Source organism: Sphingomonas trueperi (assembly GCF_040545665.1).
GTDB classification, from domain to species: Bacteria; Pseudomonadota; Alphaproteobacteria; order Sphingomonadales; family Sphingomonadaceae; genus Sphingomonas; species Sphingomonas trueperi_B.
Window position 1 is genome coordinate 287,699 of the sequence record NZ_JBEPMH010000006.1, and the last position, 17,813, is coordinate 305,511.

A 17,813-nucleotide genomic window follows, 5' to 3' on the forward strand; every position below is an offset into this window, starting at 1 on the left:
TGAGAGAAAACCGCGTGAAGATTCGCCCCGCCCTCGCCTGCCTCGCGCTTGCGCCGATGCTCCTGGACCCGGTGCTGGTCGCCGCCCAGACCGCCGCCGCGCCGCAGGACGCCGCCGATGTGGTGATCAACATGCGCGGGGTGGAGATCGCCGACGTCGCCGACCAGATCTCGCGCATCACCGGCCGTACGCTTATCCTCGATCCGGCGGTGAAGGGCGTGGTGACCGTCACCTCGTCGAGCCCGCTGACGCCGAACGGCGTGTGGGACCTGTTCCAGTCGGTGCTGCGCGCCAACGGCTATGCCGCCGTCCGCTCGGGCCGCGCCTGGCGCGTGGTGCCCGCCGCCAATGCGGTGCGCGACGGCGGGCTGCCGGCGCGCGGCATTGGCGGGCAGGAGCTGATGACGCGGATGGTCCGCCTCTCCAACGTGCCGTCGGCCGATGCCGCGCGCATCGCCCGTCCGCTGGTGGCGAGCTTCGGCAGCGTCGAGCCGATCACCGCGCCCAACGCCGTCGTCATCACCGACTATGCCGACAATGTCCGCCGGATCGAATCGATCATCCGCCAGCTCGACGGCGGCGGCGGCGCGACGTTCGCGGCGATCGCGCTCAAGAACGGCAGCGCGCCGGCGGTCGCACAGGCGGTGCAGAACGTGCTGGGCGGCGACCAGGGCGGCGGCACCCGCGTCGCGGCCGACGAGCGCAGCAACACCGTGATCCTGCGCGGCACCCCCGCCTCGGTGGCGGAAGGCCGCCGCATCGTCGCCTCGCTCGACCTGCCGGGCGGCTCCACCCCGATCACCCGCATGTTCCGGCTCAACTACGCCGATGCCGAGACGGTGACCGACGTGCTGCGCGGCGTGCTGGGCCTGGGCGACAGCACCGACAATCCGGTGGCGAACAGCCTCTCCAACAGCACCAGCAATCCCTTCTCGCGCCTTGCCTCGCAGAGCAGCCTGTCCACCGGCGCGGCGGGCATGGCCGGTCTCGCCGGCGCCACCGGTGCGACGAACGGCACGAACGGCATCAGCGGCACCGGCGTGCAGGCCGCGACCGGCACCACGACGCCGACGATGCAGTCGACCACGCCGAAGACGCCCAAGGGCTTCTCCACCCCCGACCTTACGGTGCAGCCCGCCCCCGAGCTCAACGCCATCGTCATCCGCGGCGCGCCGAGCGCGATCGCCTCGATCGAGCCGCTGATCCGCGACCTCGACGTCCGCCGCCCGCAGGTGCTGATCGAAGCGGCCATCGCCGAAATCACCGGCGACGATGCCGAGGCGCTGGCGGTGCAGCTCGGCACCAGCGGCGCGGTGCTCGACAAGGTTACCGGCGCCGGCACCTCGTTCAACGCGGGAGGGGCGTCGCTCGGTGCGATCCTCACCGCGCTGGGCGTGCCTGCCGGATCGCTGCTCGGCACGGGCGCCAGCGGCCTGACCGCCAATTTCAAGATCGGCGACGATTTCTCCGTGCTGCTCCAGGCGCTGGGCACCTCCACCCGCGCGAACCTGCTGTCGACGCCGCAGATCACGGTGCTGGACAATGTCGCGGGCGAGTTCATCGCGGGCCAGAATGTCCCCTTCGTCACCGGCTCGATCCTCACCAACTCCAGCTCGGCGACGCCATACAACACGATCGAGCGCAAGGACGTCGGCATTACCCTGCGCGTGCTGCCGCGGATCAACGCCGGCGACACGATCCGCCTGCAGGTGAACCAGGAGGCCTCCGCGATCGCCAGCACCACGGTGTCGCAGGCGTCCGACATCATCACCAACAAGCGCGCGATCAACACCACGGTGCTCGCCGACAACGGTTCGACGATCGTGCTGGGCGGCCTCACCGCCGACGATTACCAGGACACCCGCCAGCAGGTGCCGATCCTGGGCAACATCCCGCTGATCGGCGAATTGTTCAAGAGCCGCAGGGAACAGCGCCAGAAGCGCACCTTGTTCATCTTCCTCAAGCCGACGATCCTGCGCGACGGTGCCGATGCGAGCGCGGCGACCAAGGACCGCTATGCGCGCCTTCGTGCCGACGAGCTGGATAATGCCAAGCGCAACAGCCTGCTGCTCGCGCCACCGCCGGCGCGGCTGAAGGTGGAGATCGACGGGATCTACTGAGCCGCCGGCTCGGGATCGGCGGCGGGCAGCGGCACCCGCGCTCGCTGCCCGCCCCGGCTGAACAGCGCCGCGTCGATCGACAGCGATTCCAGCCGCCAGCCGTCGACGCTGTCGCCGATCGCGAGGCTGCGGCTGCTCCCCTGCGCGGTGCGGACCAGCGCCACCGCATCGCTGCCCAGCCGGCCGACGATGCCGGTCAGCTGCGGCGCGTCGGCTGGCAGCGTTTCGCTCCCGGTGACGGGCGCGGCGAAGAGCGGCCGGTCGAAGATGTGGGTGAGCGGCGGTTCGGCGGTTGCGGTCAGCGGCGGCAGTGCGTGCGGCGTCCGCACAGTCGGCGTCGCGCCCGGCTGCAGCAGCGCGATCGGCAGCGCGAGGGCCACCAGCGCCGCGGCACCCATGGCCAGCAGCTGCGCGCGCGGGATCATCGCACCGCTCCGACCAATAGGCCGGAGAGGCGCACGCCGCCGCCTTCCGCCGACTCGATCCGCCAGCTGCGGAAGCGCAGCAGCGGCAGCTCGCGCTCGATCGCGTCGGCAAGCGCGAGCACCGCCTTTTCCGGGCCCGACACGCGCAGCTGCACCATCACGAGCGGCGCCGGTGCGGCCGTCGGCGCGATCGCTTCGACCAGCACCCCGCCGCCATGCGCCAGCCGTTCAATGCGCGCGCGGATCGCCGCTGGTGCGTCTGCAGCCGCGAAGGCAAGCTCGGGCTTGAGAACAGGCGCACCCGATGCCGGCGCCGCCATCGCAGCAACGGCCGAAGCCCGGGCCACCCGCGCCTTGGCGAGACGGCCGAGCGCGATCCCGGTCCAAGGTGCGAGCAGCGCGGCGAGCAGCAGCCCGATCAGCACCCCCCAGAGGATCGGCCGACGGCTCATGGCGCGACCTGTCGCAGCAGCACCAGCGTCCGCCCCTCGCCTTCCTGCTGCCGGACGTCGCGCAGGCCAGCCAGGGCAGGCACCCGCCGCAGCGCGCTGCGCAGCGCGTCGGGATCGCTGACCGATACTTCCAGCGCCAGCGCACCGTCGGCGCTGCGCTCGGCCCGGACCAACGCCGCATCGGCAGGCAGGGCGGCCGCCACGCCGTCGAGCAGCGCCGCCGGCCCGGGCCGCAGCATCGCGGCAGAAAGCACCCCATGCGCCGCCTCGCGTCGCTGCTCGGTGATGCGGCGCGGCGCCAGCGTCGCTTCCAACCGCGTCGTCTCGCGCTCCTCGGCATGGGCCAGCAGGGTGGCGCCCGCCAGCGTGGCGAGCGGGCCTGCCGTGATCAGCGCCGCCAGTACCGGGGTCACCCAGCGGCGACCGGTACCTTCCGGAGCATCGGGACCGGCCCTGCGCCGCAATCGACGCCGGTCGCGCGCCCAGCCGCCCAGACGCGCGGCAAGGCTTGGCGGCGGCGAAGGATCGCTATGTCCGGCGTCCATGGTCATCCGGCTGCGCTTAGCTTCGGATGCCACCTTGGCAAGTGTCACATGATCGCCGCCGACTTGCCACCAACGAGTAACGCAACATCCATCACCGTTTCACGCGAGCCCCCCATGGGCAGCTTGCAACCGGGATGTGGAGGCCCGGCAACAGAGGGGAATCCAATGACCGACCTGATCGAGTCGTCGTTCGGCTATAGCGATGGCGATGTGGACACCAATCGCAGCGACGCCGTAACGCTCAACGAACTCGCCGACCAGCGCTATTCGCGCCGCACGCTGCTGCGCGGCTCGAGCGCGATCGTCGCCGCGACGATGGGCGGGTCGCTGCTCGCGGCGTGCGACAACAACACCGCAATCGGCGACGGCGATACGCCCCCGGCGGTGAACGCGGGAGCTGCCACGACGACGAACTCCGGCCGCACCGTAACGCTGGCTGGGCTTGCGACGGACGACAAGGGCGTCGCCTCGAGGGCTTGGACGCAGACGGGTGGCCCGACCGTCACCCTCAACAACCCCACCACGCTCAACCCCACGTTCCTCGCACCGGTCGTCTCGGCAGATACCGTGCTGACCTTCCAGTTCAGCGCCACGGATTCGTCGGGCAAGACCAACAGCGCCACCACCACCGTCACGGTAAGCCCGTCTGCGCTTGGCTTCACCGCCGTTGCCAAGAACAAGCTCGACGTCGTTACCGTGCCTGCCGGCTATACCGTGGGCGTGATCAACCGCACTGGCGATCCGATCGCCGCAGGCGTGCCTGCCTATAAGAACGACGGCACCGACACCAATTTCGCCCAGCGCATCGGCGACCATGGTGACGCGCTCTGGTGGTACGGCCTGAGCGCCGACGGCACCGCCCGCGACGCGACCAGCTCGACGCGCGGCCTGCTCGTGCAGAACCACGAAAACATCAACCAGCAGTATTTGCACGTGAGCGGCGCCACCGCCCCCGGCGGCGTTCGCCCCGAGGCCGAGGCGCAGAAGGAAATCGACTGCCACGGCGTCTCGGTCACCGAACTGAGCGAGGGCACCGGCCGCGCGTGGAGCGTGAAGCAGGATTCGCCGTACAACCGCCGCATCACCCCGGCGACGCCGATGGCGTTCAGCGGCCCGGCCAAGGGGTCGAACCTGCTCAAGACCGTCTATTCGCCCACCGGCGTGGCGGGCCGCGGCACGATCAACAACTGCGCCAACGGCACCACGCCCTGGGGCACCGCGATCACCTGCGAAGAGAATTGGGCCGGCTATTTCCTGCGCAGCGGCGACACTGCCAACCGCTCGACCAAGGAGCAGACCGCGCTCAGCCGCTATGGCGTGACCAGCAACAGCGGCAACTATGGCTGGGCGACCGTCGTCGCCGGCGATGCGGCCAACACGCTGTTCCGCCGCTGGGACGCGCGCGCCGGCACCGGCACCGCCGCTGACGACTTCCGCAACGAGCCGAACCAGTTCGGCTGGGTGGTCGAGATCGATCCCTATGCGCCGACCTCGACGCCGCGCAAGCGCACCGCGCTCGGCCGTCTGGGCCATGAAGGCTGCTGGCCCGGCGCGTTCGTCGTCGGCAAGAAGCCGGCCTGGTACATGGGCGACGATTCGCGCCGCGAATATATCTACAAGTTCGTCTCGGCGACCGCCTGGGTCGCGGCCGATGCCAACGCCGCCGATCGTCTGGCGATGGGCGACAAGTATCTCGACGCCGGCACGCTCTACGTCGCCAAGTTCGCCGCCGACGGCACCGGCACCTGGCTGCCGCTGGTCTTCGGCCAGAACGGCATCGACGGCAGCAACGCCGCCTATGCCTTTGCCGACCAGGCCGACGTGCTGGTCAACGCCCGCCTCGCCGCGGATGCGGTCGGTGCGACGCCGATGGATCGTCCGGAATGGACCGCGGTCAACCCGGTCACCGGCGAAATCTATGTCACGCTCACCAACAACACCGCCGCCGGCCGGCCGCTGAACGGCACCGACGCGGCCAATCCGCGCCATTACAACGATCCGAAGGGCACGTCCCAATCGGCACAATATGGCAATCCCAACGGCCACGTCATCCGCATGAAGGAAGCCAGCACCGAGGCGACCAGCTTCACCTGGGACATCTATGCCTTCGGTGCCGGCGCGGATCTGGACAAGACCAACATCAACCTCTCGTCGCTCGACGACAGCAACGACTTCTCCAGCCCCGACGGCATGGTGTTCGCGCGCTCGAGCCATGCGGGCGGCCAGGGCAAGCCGCTGATGTGGCTGCAGACCGACGACGGCGCCTATACCGACGTGACCAACTGCATGATGCTCGCCGCGCAGCCGGGCACGGTGGGCGACGGCGGCGCGCGGACGATCACCAACACCGGCACGGGCGGCGCGACCGCCACCCAGGCGACCCGCATCGGCGCGGCGCCGGGGGCAAACCTGCGCCGCTTCCTGGTCGGCCCGGTCGAGTGCGAGATCACCGGCGTGGATTCGACGCCGGACGGCCGCACGCTGTTCGTCGGCATCCAGCACCCGGGCGAAGGCGCGACCAACCCGGCACAGCCGACCAGCCACTGGCCGGACAGCCAGGCCGGCGGCACCGTGGCGGCGACGGTGCGTCCGCGCTCGGCGGTAGTGGTGATCACCAAGAATGACGGCGGCGTCGTCGGCCTCTGAGGCCGGAGGCAGGCTAAAAAGAAAGGGGAGGCCCCACGGCCTCCCCTTTTTGCTTGTCAACGTCAGACGCTTGCCGCGTCACCGGTCGGTGCGGCTGACGATCTTGGCCGTGCCGTCAGGCGTGATGGTGACCATGTGGGCGACGCCACCGCTGCAATTGGCGCGCCACATCGGGTTGCCGTCTTGGTCGTCCAGGCGCTGCGAGCTTTCGACATGGTCGCACTTCAGCCCGGCGTCCATGATCGCGCGGATGAAGACGACGTTGCGCTGCGCATCGTTCATCGCGATCACCTCGGCCGCGACATTGTTGCCGACCGCACCGTTCTCGACCACCGCGTTCGCCTCGGCGGCATTGTCCGCCGCGGCGTTGCCGGTCGCCTCGCCGCCCTGATGGCATGCCGCCAGCGCGAGCGCTGCGAGGGTGGGGAGAAGGATATGTTTCCGCATCGTTCGATACTCCTGATCGCCCGGCGCGCGCATCCTGCCGCGCCGGGCTCGTTCCACCTGACCGCCAAAGTTTCCGCGATCGTGAAGGTTCCGTATTGAACGCGTCTGATCAGCGTTGATACGCCTTGGGCAGCGCGCCTTCCTCCGGCTTCCAGTAGCGGTCGCGCAGCCGGGTCTGGCGGGTGGTGAGCGACTGCTCGATCCCGTCGACATACAGCTTCACCGGCTGGCTGCCGATTTCCAGGGGATCGCCGTCCCACACCACCACGTCACCGGCGCGGCCGGCCTTGAGCGAGCCGTAGGCCTCGCCCATGCCCATCGCCTCGGCGGGCTTGGAGCTGATCGCCGCGAAGGCCGCGTCCCAGCTGAGCCCCGTGGCACCGGGCACGCGGGTAAGCGCCACCAGGTTGCCGGCGAACTGCTTCTCCAGCCGTGCCTGGCGCGCCTCGTCGTCGTTGATCGTGCCGACGCCGACCAGCACGCCCGCCGCCTGCATCCGGCCGATGTTCGACTGGGTGGCGGCCAACTGCTCGAAGCTCGCCGGCAGGTCGTTGAGCGCATTGGCGAGCACCGGCACCCCGGCGGCGGCGATCTCCCTTGCCACCGTCCAGCCCTCGGTCGCGCCGACCAGCACCAGCTTCAGCCCCGGCGTCTCGCGCTTGAGCTGGAGCAGCACCAGGATGTCCGACGCGCGTTCGACATGGACGAGCAGCGGCACCTTGCCCTGCACCACCGCCGCCAGCGCCTCGGCATCGGCGCGGGTGAGCAGTGCGTCCTTGCCGCGATCGGCGAAGCTTGCCGGATTGCGGGCATAGTCGCGCGCCTCCAGCATCGCGTTGCGGAGCATCGCGATCGCCGCGGGGCGGCTGCCTCCGGCGACGCGGCCGCCGCTCTCGCCATATTCCATGAACTGGAAGGCGCGCGGACGGGCGACGGCGTGGAGATCGCTGCGGGTATCGATCACCGCGCCCTGGCCGGCGAAGATCGATCCCTTGCTGACATCCGGCGCGACCACGGCGCGGGTGACGCCGTCGGCCCGGTTGATCGCGATCGGCGTCGCGCGCGGGTTGACCGCGGGCGTCACGTCCAGCGCGGCGTTGAACGGCGAGCTGCCCGCCGCGGCATCGTTGGTCACGCCGACGCCGTCGACCTCGACGATGCCCATCCGGGTGAAGCCCGCGAAGATGCCCGGCGTCACATAGCGCCCGGCGGCATCGACCACCGCCACGCCCGCCGGCACCGCAACACCGCGGCCCGCCGCGACGACCTTGCCGCCGCGCACCACCACCGTGCCGCCCTCGAGCGGGGCCGAACCGTCGCCGATCACCAGCTTGGCGTTGGTGATCGCCACATCCTGCGCCATCGCAGGGGCCGCGAGCGCCACACAGGCCGCCGCGGCGAGAAACAGGGTCTTGCTCACTTCACATCCCCCTCGCCCGGCTGGCCGAGCTCGAAATCGGAAACCGGACGGCGCTTGGGATCCTTGGCGTCGTAGAGCAGCGCTCCGTCGACCCACACCATTTCCGGCCGGGTGTAGACGCTGAACGGATTGCCGTTCCACAGCACCACGTCCGCCATCTTGCCCGCGCGCAGGCTGCCGGTCTGGTCGGAAATGCCCAGCGCGATCGCCGGGTTGATCGACAGCCACTTCCAGGCGGTCGCCTCGGACACGTCGAAGCCGCCACGGATCGCCGAGGCGCGCGCCTTGGCGACTTCCTGGTTGAGCCGCTGGATACCGTTGGCGTCGTCCGAATGGATCATCCCGCAGGCGCCTTCCTTCTCGAGGATGGCGAGGTTCTCGGGTACCGCGTCGTAGGATTCCATCTTGAAGCCGTACCAGTCGGCCCAGACGGCGGCGCAGGTGGCGTTCGCCTTCAGCAGATCGGCGATCTTATAAGCTTCCACCGCATGGTGAAATGCCGAGACGTGGTAGCCGAACTCCTTGGCCATATCCATGACATTGGCCATTTCATCGGCGCGGTAGCAGTGGTTCTGCACGCGGATCTCGCCTTCGAGCACGCCGCGCAGCGTGTCCATCGCGATATCCCTGCCCGGTGCCTCGCCGCCGTCCTTCTCGTACTTGTCCCAGCGGCGCTTGTACTCGGCCGCCTTGGCCCAGGTCTGGCGATCGACGGCGATATTGCCCATCCGAGTGGAGGGCTCGCGGCCGCGGCTGCCATAGACGCGCTTGGGATTCTCGCCGCACGCCATCTTCAGGCCATAGGGCGCGCCGGGGAACTTCATGCCCTGCATGGTGCGGGCGTACACGTTCTTGAGCACCACCGAGCGGCCGCCGAACAGGTTGGCCGAGCCCGGCAGGATCTGCAGCGTCGTCACGCCGCCATTGGCCAGCGCGCGGCTGAAGCCAGGATCCTGCGGCCAGACGCTGTGCTCGGCCCAGACATCGGCGGTGACCGGTCCGGTCGCCTCGTTGCCGTCGGACAGCGCATCGACGCCGGGCGAGGGATAGTCGCCGAGATGGCTGTGGATGTCGATCACGCCGGGGGTGACATATTTCCCCTGCCCGTCGATCACCGTCACGCCCGCCTCGGCGGTGAGGGTCTGGCCCACCGCCACGATCTTGCCGTCGCGGAACAGCACCGCGCCCTTGTCGATCCGGCCGCCCTCGCCATCGAGGATGGTGACGTTGGTCAGCAGCGTCGGCACGCCCGGATAGCGGCGATAGGTGGAGGGATAGGGGTCATGGCTATACCCCTTGCCGAGGCCCGGCCCCTTCTGCGCGGGCGTGGAGGAGGCGCTGGCGGGCTTGCCGCCGCTTCCCCCGCAGGCGGTTAGGGCGACGCAGGCGGCCGCCATGGCGAAGCTTCGGATCAAGCGTGACTCCCTGATGTTCTTGTGATGGTCCCCGCGCAATTGATTGCCGTGCCCACGGCTTTTGGCAAGCACCCGCGCGAAACAGATGCCGGAATCGACGGAATTCCGTGCATCTCCCTATGGCTTTTCGTGTAGAATTAACCGATGCTGAGCACATCGTGGCCTCGGCTTCGACCTGTGCAGGGGCAGGTGGTTTGCACGTTGGAAGAATAGACAGATACGCGGCGAACCAAATCGCGCCGTCCATGCACGTCACCACGGCCATTGTTCTGGCCGCTATCGCGTTGTTGTGCGGCCTCGCCACGCTCGCAGGCTGGGCGTTCGGCATCCCGATCCTGCCCCGTTTTCTACCCCATTCCTATCCGATGTGGCCGGTGGGTGCGATCGGCTATATCTTCGTGGCGCTGGGCGTATTGTTCGATCAGGCCCGACGGCCACGCCTGGCGCTTCCATTCTACCTGGCGGCGATGGCGGTGGGAATCGTCGGCACGCTCCAGCCCCTGTTGGAACCGTGGTTCGACATTGGCCGACTGGTCTTCGCCGATCGCGTCGCCGCGGTGCCGCTGCAGCATGCCGGGCGTCCAGGCGTCAACGCCATCGTCTTCCTGCTGATGTTGCCGATCGCGGCCTTCTCATCGCACAGCAAATGGCGGCTGCTGCGCGAGGTCGCCCCGCTGGTGGCAATCGCGCCGCTGGCACTGGCGCTTGCGTCCGCGACGGGGATGATGCTGTCGGACAACCCCTCGTCGGTGAACCTCAGCCTGCGGGCCTCGGTTCCCGGCACCATCATGGCACTGTCGCTGACCGCGGCGATCCTCCTCGGGCATTGGCGCGTGGATTCGCAACAATCGAGCCGCATCGAGCGCTCCGACCCCGTCGCGATCAAGACGGTGGTGGCCGGCGCGATCCTGCTGCCCGCCCTTCCCGCAACGATCGAGCTGCTGCTGGAACGCGGCGCGCAGGGAGAGCCGATCGTGGGGCATCTGATCCTCGGCCTGTTCAACATCCTCGCGATCGGCCTGATCGCCTATTGGGCGGTCAACCGGGTGGGGCGCGAGCAGGTCGCCCGCGCCGAGCTGAGCCTGGCACTCGACGGCGCCACCGTCGTGATGACCGATGCGCGCGGCCGGATCATCCACTGGTCGCTCGGCTGCCAGCAGCTCTATGGCTGGACCGAGGCCGAGACGCTGGGCGAGAACCTGTACATGCTGCTCCGCGCCCAATGCCCTACCTGGAACAGCAGTTACGCCCTGCCCGACGCCGACGGCGCGCAGGAACTGATCGAGCAGCGCAAGGACGGCAGCGAACTGCATGTCATAGAGAGGCTGCTGCGCTCCGCCACGCCCAGCCGCGGCGCGATCGTCGTGCACAGCATCCTCGACATTTCCGAACGCGTCTCCGCCCTCCGCGCGCTGCGCGCCAGCGAGGAAAGGCTCGCCCAGGCCACCGCCGCGCACGAACTCGGTATTTTCGATTGGGATGTCGGCAGCGACCACATCAACTGGTCGCCCGGCACCGAGCAGCGGCTGGGGCTTCCACTGGGGTCGCTTTCCAGCTTCGAATCCTGGAAGCAGCTGATCGAGCCGGAAGACCTGGAAAGCCTCCGCACGACCGTGATCGAAGCGATTGCCGAGCGCGCCGAACGCTTTTCCTTCCGCTACCGCCTCACCGGCTGCAAGGGCACCGAGCGGACGCTGGAGGGCTCGGCACGCTGCTTCTACAATTCCGCCGGCGACCTCATCCGCGTCGTCGGCGCGGCGCTCGACATCACCGAGCGCGACGAGCACGAAGCCGCCCTTCGCCGGCGCGAGGCCCAGCTGCGTACGGTGCTGGAGACGGTGCCGGACGCGATGATCGTCCTTTCGGGCGACGGATCGATTCTCCAGTTCAGCGCGGCCGCCGAGGAACTTTGGGGCTATCGCGCCTCGGAAGTCGTCGGGCGCGACTTCACGATGCTGATCCCTGCCGACGAGGTCGAGACCGACCAGGAAGTGCTGCACCGCTTCGTCCAGACCGGCGAAGGGCTGGTCGGCGAAGTGCTGGTCGGCACCGCGCAGACCGCCGATGGACGCCGCTTCCCCGCCGAGATGCGCGCCGGCGCCGCGCGCAGCGACGGTCACCTGCTGATCACCGTCTTCGTCCGCGACCTGACCGAGAGGGTCGCCACCGAGCAGCGCCTCAGCGAGCTCAACAACGAGATCGCGCACGTTTCCCGCCAGAGCGCGATGAGCGAGATGGCCGCCGATCTCGCGCACGAACTCAACCAGCCGCTGAGCGCCACCGCCAATTTCCTGGCCGCGGCGCGCATGCTGATCGAGCGCGGCGAAGGCGGGCCCCGCGTCACCGACCTGCTGCGCATGGGTTCGGAACAGACCCAGCGCGCGGGCGAGATCATCCGCCGCCTGCGCGCCTTCGTCGCCCGCGGCGAAGTGGAGATGCGGGTGGAATCGGTGGAGCGCACGGTGCGCGACGCGGTGGAACTGGTGCTGGTCGGCACCGGGCATTTCAACCTGCGGGTGAGCTTCCATCTCGATCCCGCCGCACGTTTCATCCTGGCCGACCGCATCCAGGTGCAGCAAGTCCTCGTTAACCTGTTGCGCAATGCCGTGCAGGCATTAAAACTCGTCGAGCCCGATGATCGACAGATCACGATCACGTCCGAGAAGCTGCCCGACCAGATGATAGCGATCACAGTTACGGACAGTGGACCCGGCCTCCCCGAACATGTCTTGGAAACTCTTTTTTCGCGGTTCAGCACGACAAAGGGAGGTGCAGGCGGAATGGGGATTGGACTTTCGATCAGCAAACGCATTATCGAAGGCCATGGGGGGATGCTGAGTGCGGAAAACGCGCCAGGGGGTGGCGCGTCGTTCCGCTTTACCTTGCCCGGTATCGAAGAAGGTGAAGAATAATGACCCGAACGATCTACATCGTCGACGACGACGATGCCGTCCGCGCTTCGCTGCACAGTCTGCTCTCGGTTCGTCCGGATCTGATCGTGCGCGGCTATCGCTCGGGCGATGCTTTTCTGGAGCAGGAGGCCGAGCTCGATCCGGGCGTGGTGCTGCTCGACTTCCACATGCCGGGCTCGAGCGGGCTCGACGTGCTGCTCAAGCTCGATCGCTCGCCGACCTTCGTGCCGATCGTTCTCACCGGTCAGGGAAATGTCGGCCTGGCGGTGCAGGCGATGAAGGCCGGCGCGCTCGACTTCATCGAGAAGCCCTATGAGGCCGAATTCCTGCTCAAGGTGATCGACCAGGCCTTCTCGAAGCTCGAGGAGGACGGCGAGGCCGCCGCGCGCACCGCGACCGCCGAAGCCAAGATCGCCAAGCTCTCGCCGCGCGAGACCGACGTGCTGAAGGGGCTGATCGAGGGCCGATCGAACAAGATCATCGCCTATGAGCTCGACATCAGCCCGCGCACGGTGGAGATCTATCGTGCCAATCTGATGGAGAAGCTGGAAGTCCGCAGCCTGTCCGAAGCGCTGCGCATTGCCTTTGCCGCGGGGCTGTTCCCCAAGGGCTGACGTAATCTCGCTCTAGTGCACTGCCCCGCCATCGCGCAGCAAGGCGGCGATGGCGGCGGCAGGTTCCTCGGCGGTGACATGGTGCAGGTGCGGCGCCATGACCGCCTGGTCACCACCCAGGATGATCAGCCGGTGCCACAGCGGGTCCGCCACAAGGGCCGCTAGGCCACCGGGATGGTCCTCGGTGGCAGCCGCATCCGCGACAAGTACCGGCGCAGTGCCGCCCAGCCGGGTGATCCGGCCCGCATCCACCTGCTCCATGCTCACCACATCGATGCCGGAAAGCGCCAGGCGCGCGGCGAGCATGCTGCGCAGGCTGGCTTCGCGGACCATCAGGATCACCAGCATGTTGAGCACCATCACCATACGCCTTTGTTACGCAGTTGTTTCCAACCATATTCCGGATTGTGGCGGATAGCCACAGGTATCGCTTTGGTCCGGTGGTACCGTGTTCAGAACTTGAACACCAGATCGGCATAGCCATAGCGGGCATCGCCGCTGTGCGGGGCGTTGGGGGCGCTGGTGAGGAAGCGGCCCTTGGAAAGGTACGCCGCACCGATTTCGGCGCGCAGACGATCCGGGATCAGCGAGCGACGCACGCGCACTTCCACCTCGGTGCCGGCATGGCGGCCCGACGCGCCGGTCTTGTCGCGCACGCTGGTGAAAGCGAAGGTATCGGTACGATCGGCAAGCCACAGGCCGCGCACCGCGCCCATCAAGTCGAGCCGCTTGGAGGGCTTGGCTTCGATGCGGATGCCGGGGGAGACGAGGTTGGCCAGACCAACCGGGCCGAACAGCGACGCAGGACCGTAATCGGCGCGACGGGCCCCGTAGAGCGAGTCGAAACGACCATAGGCGGGATTGGCGCCATCGCCGCTGGCATAGTCGAAGAAGGCGGAAATGCGCGGCGCCCATTTCTTGGCGATCGTATACCCGCCCTCGATATGGACGAAACCGGCACGGACCGGCAGGTCCTTGCGGTCCGTCACCGCATTGGTGACGCGCGCTTCGCCGCGCTGGAGCGCGGCCTCGCCTTCGATGTCGAACTTCCCCTTGGCGGGCGCGCGGCGGAGGCGGAGACCGAATGTCACCAGACGGCGATCGCGGGTCTGATAGCCCGGGCGGTCCTGCTCGGCGAGGCGGTAGACATAGCCGCCCACGCTCAGCTTGTGGCCGATATCGGCCAGGTTGCCGTCGGCGCCGTAGAATACGGTACCGGTGTTGACGTGATCGAGCTCGACCTTGTTGTCGTAGATGCCGTCCATCGTGCTGGGCAACGCGTCGATGGGATGGGTCCAAAACAGGACCAACTCGTCCTTGTTCTTCGTCCGATATTCGACGCGCCCGCCCAGATAGGAGGGGAAAGTGTTGCCGAAGTCCGCCCGCGCGATCAATCGCTGGGCGCCGAAGGTCATGGTGAAGCGACCGGCGAGTGCGGTCAGGCTGTCCTTCTTGCCCAGCACGTTGTGCAGCTTGTAGCTGACGAATGCCTGGAGCGGCTCTACCGTGTTGACGTCGCTGGCCTTGACCGAGCTGTTATGCCCTTCGCCATAGCCGCGGGCGTCCAGCAACTCGCCGGTGACATTCAAATCGCCCCAATCGAGCTTGGCGACCACCAGGGTGCGCAGCGACGCAAAGGCGATGCTGTTGTCGACCTTGGGACGAAACTGGCCGTCGATTCCTTCCATCCGCGCGCGGACGCTGCCTTCGATACTCAATTTGGGGCCGGCGGGGGCAGGCGCGGGCGCCGGCACGGCCGGCTTGGTCTGCGCGTGCACGGTGCCCGACACAAGAAGCAGCGCGAAGCCGATGCTCCGCAACGCATTTCCGCGATTCCGAATGCCGTCCACCTGCGTGCTCCTGCCGCCCCTCATTTGTTGCACTTATAGGAAGAAGCGGTTCGCTCCCTGCTGAGCGCGAGTGCGTACCCGGAGTTTTCCGGAAGTAGCGGGCCGTCCATCCGTAATCGCCGAAAGCCGGGGCGCCCGAAAACCCGCCTATAATAAGGTCCACGTCGCTTTCGCGGCGCGCCCTAACCGCTTCGACGCAAGAGCGAAGCCTGCGGATGGAACGCTACATGTTCGCATTTCTCGACGATTGGCCCCTCACCAAGAAGATGCTGGCGGCCTTCAGCTTTCTCGGCCTGCTGCTGGTCGGCCTCGCGATCAACGGCTGGGTCTCCAATCGCGACCTCACCGGCATCGCCCGCAAGCATGTCGAAGTCAGCGTCGCCGGCATGTCGAACATGACCGACGTGATCAGCGACATCAAAGAGATGCGGATCATCGTCTACAGCCACTACAATGCGCTGACCGACGAGGAGCGCGCCAAGCTGCAGAAGCGCCTGGATACCGCCTCCGAAAAATTGGATAAGGACCTCAAGGCGTTCGCCGCCGTCGCCGATCCCTCCATGGCCGCTGACATCGCGAAGATGACGACGATCAAGGGCCAGCTGGACGACATCAACCGCCGCATCTTCGCGGCCGACGTCGTCGACAAGGATGCCGGGGTCAAGCTGATCAAGGGCGAGGGCAAGGAGCGGTCGCACGACGCGCTAGACCAGGCGCAGAAGATCCTGGACGGGCTCCGCAAGGCCTCCGAGGAGGCCAATGCGCGCGGCAACGCCTCTGCCTTCACCGCGCTGATCCTGACGATCGGCCTGTCGCTGATCTCGCTCGCGGCGCTCGGCGTGGTGTGGCTGGTGATCAACCGCACCATCGCCCAGCCGATGGCGGCGCTCGCGCACGTCACCAAGACGCTTGCGGAGGGCGGCTCCGCCTCGGTGCCGAGCCTGGGCCGCGGCGACGAACTGGGCGAGATCGCCCGCGCCGTCGAGCAGTTCCGCCTCTCGGCGCAGGAGCGCGCGCAGATCGACGCACGCGCCGCGGCCGAGCAGCAGATGGTGACCAACACCGTTCGCGACAGCCTGGTGCGCGTCGCACAGGGCGACCTCACCGCCGACGTCTCGGCCGACTTCCCGGCAGCCTATGCCGAACTCAAGGCGAACCTGAACGAGGCGCTCGCCTCGCTGCGTGAGCTCATCGGATCGGTGACCGCATCGACCCAGCGCATCCGCACCGGCTCGAGCGAAATCGCCCAGGCGAGCGAAGACCTTGCCCGCCGCACCGAAGCGAATGCCGCAGCGCTCGAAGAGACCGCGGCCGCCGTCACCCAGATGGACCAGCGCCTGAAGGCGACGGCCACCGCCGCCAGCAGCACGGTGCAGCGCGCCGACCAGGCGATCAGCGTCGTCTCGTCGGGCCGGAGCACCGCCGACGAAGCCGTGCAGGCGATGACTCGCGTCTCGGAAAGCGCCAAGGGCATCGACAGCGTGATCGAGGGCCTCGACAAGATCGCCTTCCAGACGCGCGTTCTCGCGATGAACGCAGCGGTCGAAGCCGGCCGCGCGGGCGAAGCGGGCCGCGGCTTCGCGGTCGTCGCCGACCTCGTCTCCGCGCTCGCGATGCGCGCCGAGGAAGAAGCCGGCCGCGCCCGCGATCAGCTGACCGCGACGCAGGCCGACATCGGCACCGCCGTCGGCATGGTAGAGAAGGTGGACGGCGCGCTGTCCAACATCTCGAACGACGTGGGCGAGGTGCACCAGTTGCTGGGCCGCATCGCCAGCGACAACCAGGCGCAGTCCTCGGCGATCTCCGAGATTTCGGACACGATCGGCACGATGGACCAGTCGACCCAGCAGAACGCGGCGATGGTCGAGGAAACCTCGGCCGCGGCCCGCAACCTCACCTCAGAGGTGGCATCGCTGGCCGAGCAGGCCGAACGCTTCAATATCGGCAAGGCGGCAGTCGGCGCGCGTGCGCCCGCGAGCGGCAGCCCGTCGATCGCCGCCCGTGCCAAGGGCAAGGCCAAGTCCTCGGGAGGCAGCGGCTATGTCTCGCCGGTCAAGCCGATGGCGACGCCGGTGGCCACCGCATCGGCAGGGGCGGACGAGTGGACCTCGTTCTGATCGCCTGACGTCGGTCCGACACAAAGATGGGCGCCCCGGCCATGCCGCGGCGCCCATTTTTGCGTTCGGCGGGCTTTCCGCCAGCCCGGATCTGGGACCTCCCTGCCCTCACCACCTGTCCGGGAACCTGCGGCGCGTGGCAAATGTGCGAGGCGTGACGGCTCCTGCCGCCTTCGCAGGGCGCGTCGTGGCGCTTTGGCCAGCTACGCGCATCTCGCCCTGCACGCCCATTGCGCCAGGCCGGCTCGCATAGCGCCACGCTGAAATCCATGGCGGCTAGCCGCGATGGTCCCGTCCTTCGTCGTACGGGCGCATGGCGTTCGGCCTTCAGGGATGACGGTGGGCGCTTAACCTCCAACGGTCCTGCAGCCCTGTCCAGGCACGAAAAAGCCCCGGGGAATCACCCCGGGGCCGTTTCGGTTCACGCTGCGACGAGGGATCAGGCGGCGGCGGCGGTCGCCTGCGGCACCGGCGCGCGATCCTGGAGGCCCAGGCCTTCCATGATCGTGCGGTTCACCTGGATCAGTTCCATGATCGATTCGCGCCCGGCGACGACATCGCTGGTGAAGCGATCGACCCAGAGGCCCAGCGAGATGATCTTCGCACGCAGTTCCACCGGCAAGTTATTGCCACGGGCGCCGCAATCGGTGACGAAGGCGGTCCACATCTCGCGATTGCGGTACAGCGACGGCATCAACAGCGCGCCCTTCAGGCCGGCCTCATGTGCCGTATGCATTTCCCCGGTGATCTCGCGCATCAGCCGCAGTTCCGCAGCACGCGGCGTCTCGGCCCGGCTCCGGGCAGCCTGATAAGCATTGATCGTCATTGTCGCTCCTTTGCTCCTGCCGCC

14 protein-coding genes are annotated in these 17,813 nt (G+C 68.1%); 5 read left to right on the top strand and 9 right to left on the bottom strand.

The window, feature by feature from the left end:
- Positions 1-14: 14 nt before the first annotated feature.
- Complete coding sequence (gene gspD, locus ABIC65_RS18935) at positions 15-2,120, top strand: type II secretion system secretin GspD (protein ID WP_354310779.1); 2,106 nt, start codon at positions 15-17, stop codon at positions 2,118-2,120.
- Here gspD and ABIC65_RS18940 read toward each other — a convergent pair.
- The 3 genes from ABIC65_RS18940 to ABIC65_RS18950 are packed head-to-tail and all read right to left on the bottom strand — an operon-like array spanning position 2,114 to position 3,548.
- On the bottom strand, positions 2,114-2,545 hold the full coding sequence (locus ABIC65_RS18940; RefSeq protein WP_354310781.1) for a hypothetical protein: 432 nt from the start codon (positions 2,543-2,545) through the stop codon (positions 2,114-2,116). The genes gspD and ABIC65_RS18940 overlap by 7 nt on opposite strands.
- Entirely contained in the window at positions 2,542-2,997 is a 456-nt protein-coding gene (locus ABIC65_RS18945) for a hypothetical protein (RefSeq protein WP_354310783.1), read from the bottom strand. The genes ABIC65_RS18940 and ABIC65_RS18945 overlap by 4 nt, the downstream gene beginning before the upstream one ends.
- The gene (locus ABIC65_RS18950; protein ID WP_354310785.1) at positions 2,994-3,548 is read right to left on the bottom strand and encodes a hypothetical protein; all 555 of its coding nucleotides are present in this window, start codon (positions 3,546-3,548) and stop codon (positions 2,994-2,996) included. The genes ABIC65_RS18945 and ABIC65_RS18950 overlap by 4 nt, the downstream gene beginning before the upstream one ends.
- A gap of 159 nt (positions 3,549-3,707) precedes the next feature.
- Here ABIC65_RS18950 and ABIC65_RS18955 point away from each other — a divergent pair, with 159 nt between their 5' ends.
- On the top strand, positions 3,708-6,188 hold the full coding sequence (locus ABIC65_RS18955) for a PhoX family protein (RefSeq protein WP_354310786.1): 2,481 nt from the start codon (positions 3,708-3,710) through the stop codon (positions 6,186-6,188).
- 78 nt (positions 6,189-6,266) lie between these two features.
- Here ABIC65_RS18955 and ABIC65_RS18960 read toward each other — a convergent pair whose 3' ends face one another.
- The 3 genes from ABIC65_RS18960 to ABIC65_RS18970 form a co-directional block, all read right to left on the bottom strand.
- On the bottom strand, positions 6,267-6,635 hold the full coding sequence (locus ABIC65_RS18960; RefSeq protein ID WP_354310788.1) for a hypothetical protein: 369 nt from the start codon (positions 6,633-6,635) through the stop codon (positions 6,267-6,269).
- A 109-nt stretch (positions 6,636-6,744) separates the two neighbouring features.
- Positions 6,745-7,998, bottom strand: coding sequence for an amidohydrolase family protein (locus tag ABIC65_RS18965; protein ID WP_436286753.1), 1,254 nt, complete (start codon positions 7,996-7,998; stop codon positions 6,745-6,747).
- 53 nt (positions 7,999-8,051) lie between these two features.
- Positions 8,052-9,452: an amidohydrolase gene (locus ABIC65_RS18970; protein WP_354310884.1), complete on the bottom strand. Its 1,401-nt coding sequence runs from the start codon at positions 9,450-9,452 to the stop codon at positions 8,052-8,054.
- A 263-nt stretch (positions 9,453-9,715) separates the two neighbouring features.
- On the opposite strand from ABIC65_RS18970, the gene ABIC65_RS18975 reads away from it, so the two are divergent.
- The gene (locus ABIC65_RS18975) at positions 9,716-12,382 is read left to right on the top strand and encodes a PAS domain S-box protein (RefSeq protein ID WP_354310792.1); all 2,667 of its coding nucleotides are present in this window, start codon (positions 9,716-9,718) and stop codon (positions 12,380-12,382) included.
- Complete coding sequence (locus ABIC65_RS18980) at positions 12,382-12,996, top strand: response regulator transcription factor (RefSeq protein ID WP_121078526.1); 615 nt, start codon at positions 12,382-12,384, stop codon at positions 12,994-12,996. Before ABIC65_RS18975 ends, ABIC65_RS18980 begins: the two co-directional genes overlap by 1 nt.
- A gap of 12 nt (positions 12,997-13,008) precedes the next feature.
- Here the strand turns inward: ABIC65_RS18980 and ABIC65_RS18985 are convergent, their stop codons facing one another.
- Positions 13,009-13,356, bottom strand: coding sequence for a hypothetical protein (locus ABIC65_RS18985; protein WP_354310793.1), 348 nt, complete (start codon positions 13,354-13,356; stop codon positions 13,009-13,011).
- Positions 13,357-13,448: 92 nt separating this feature from the next.
- On the bottom strand, positions 13,449-14,846 hold the full coding sequence (locus ABIC65_RS18990; RefSeq protein WP_354310795.1) for an alginate export family protein: 1,398 nt from the start codon (positions 14,844-14,846) through the stop codon (positions 13,449-13,451).
- A 227-nt stretch (positions 14,847-15,073) separates the two neighbouring features.
- On the opposite strand from ABIC65_RS18990, the gene ABIC65_RS18995 reads away from it, so the two are divergent.
- Positions 15,074-16,963 carry a methyl-accepting chemotaxis protein gene (locus tag ABIC65_RS18995; protein ID WP_354310797.1) on the top strand — a complete coding sequence of 630 codons (1,890 nt, stop codon included), beginning with the start codon at positions 15,074-15,076 and terminating at the stop codon, positions 16,961-16,963.
- 439 nt (positions 16,964-17,402) lie between these two features.
- On the opposite strand, the gene ABIC65_RS19000 is transcribed toward ABIC65_RS18995, so the two are convergent.
- The gene (locus ABIC65_RS19000; protein ID WP_354310799.1) at positions 17,403-17,789 is read right to left on the bottom strand and encodes a flagellar biosynthesis regulator FlaF; all 387 of its coding nucleotides are present in this window, start codon (positions 17,787-17,789) and stop codon (positions 17,403-17,405) included.
- Between the last annotated feature and the right edge of the window lie 24 nt (positions 17,790-17,813).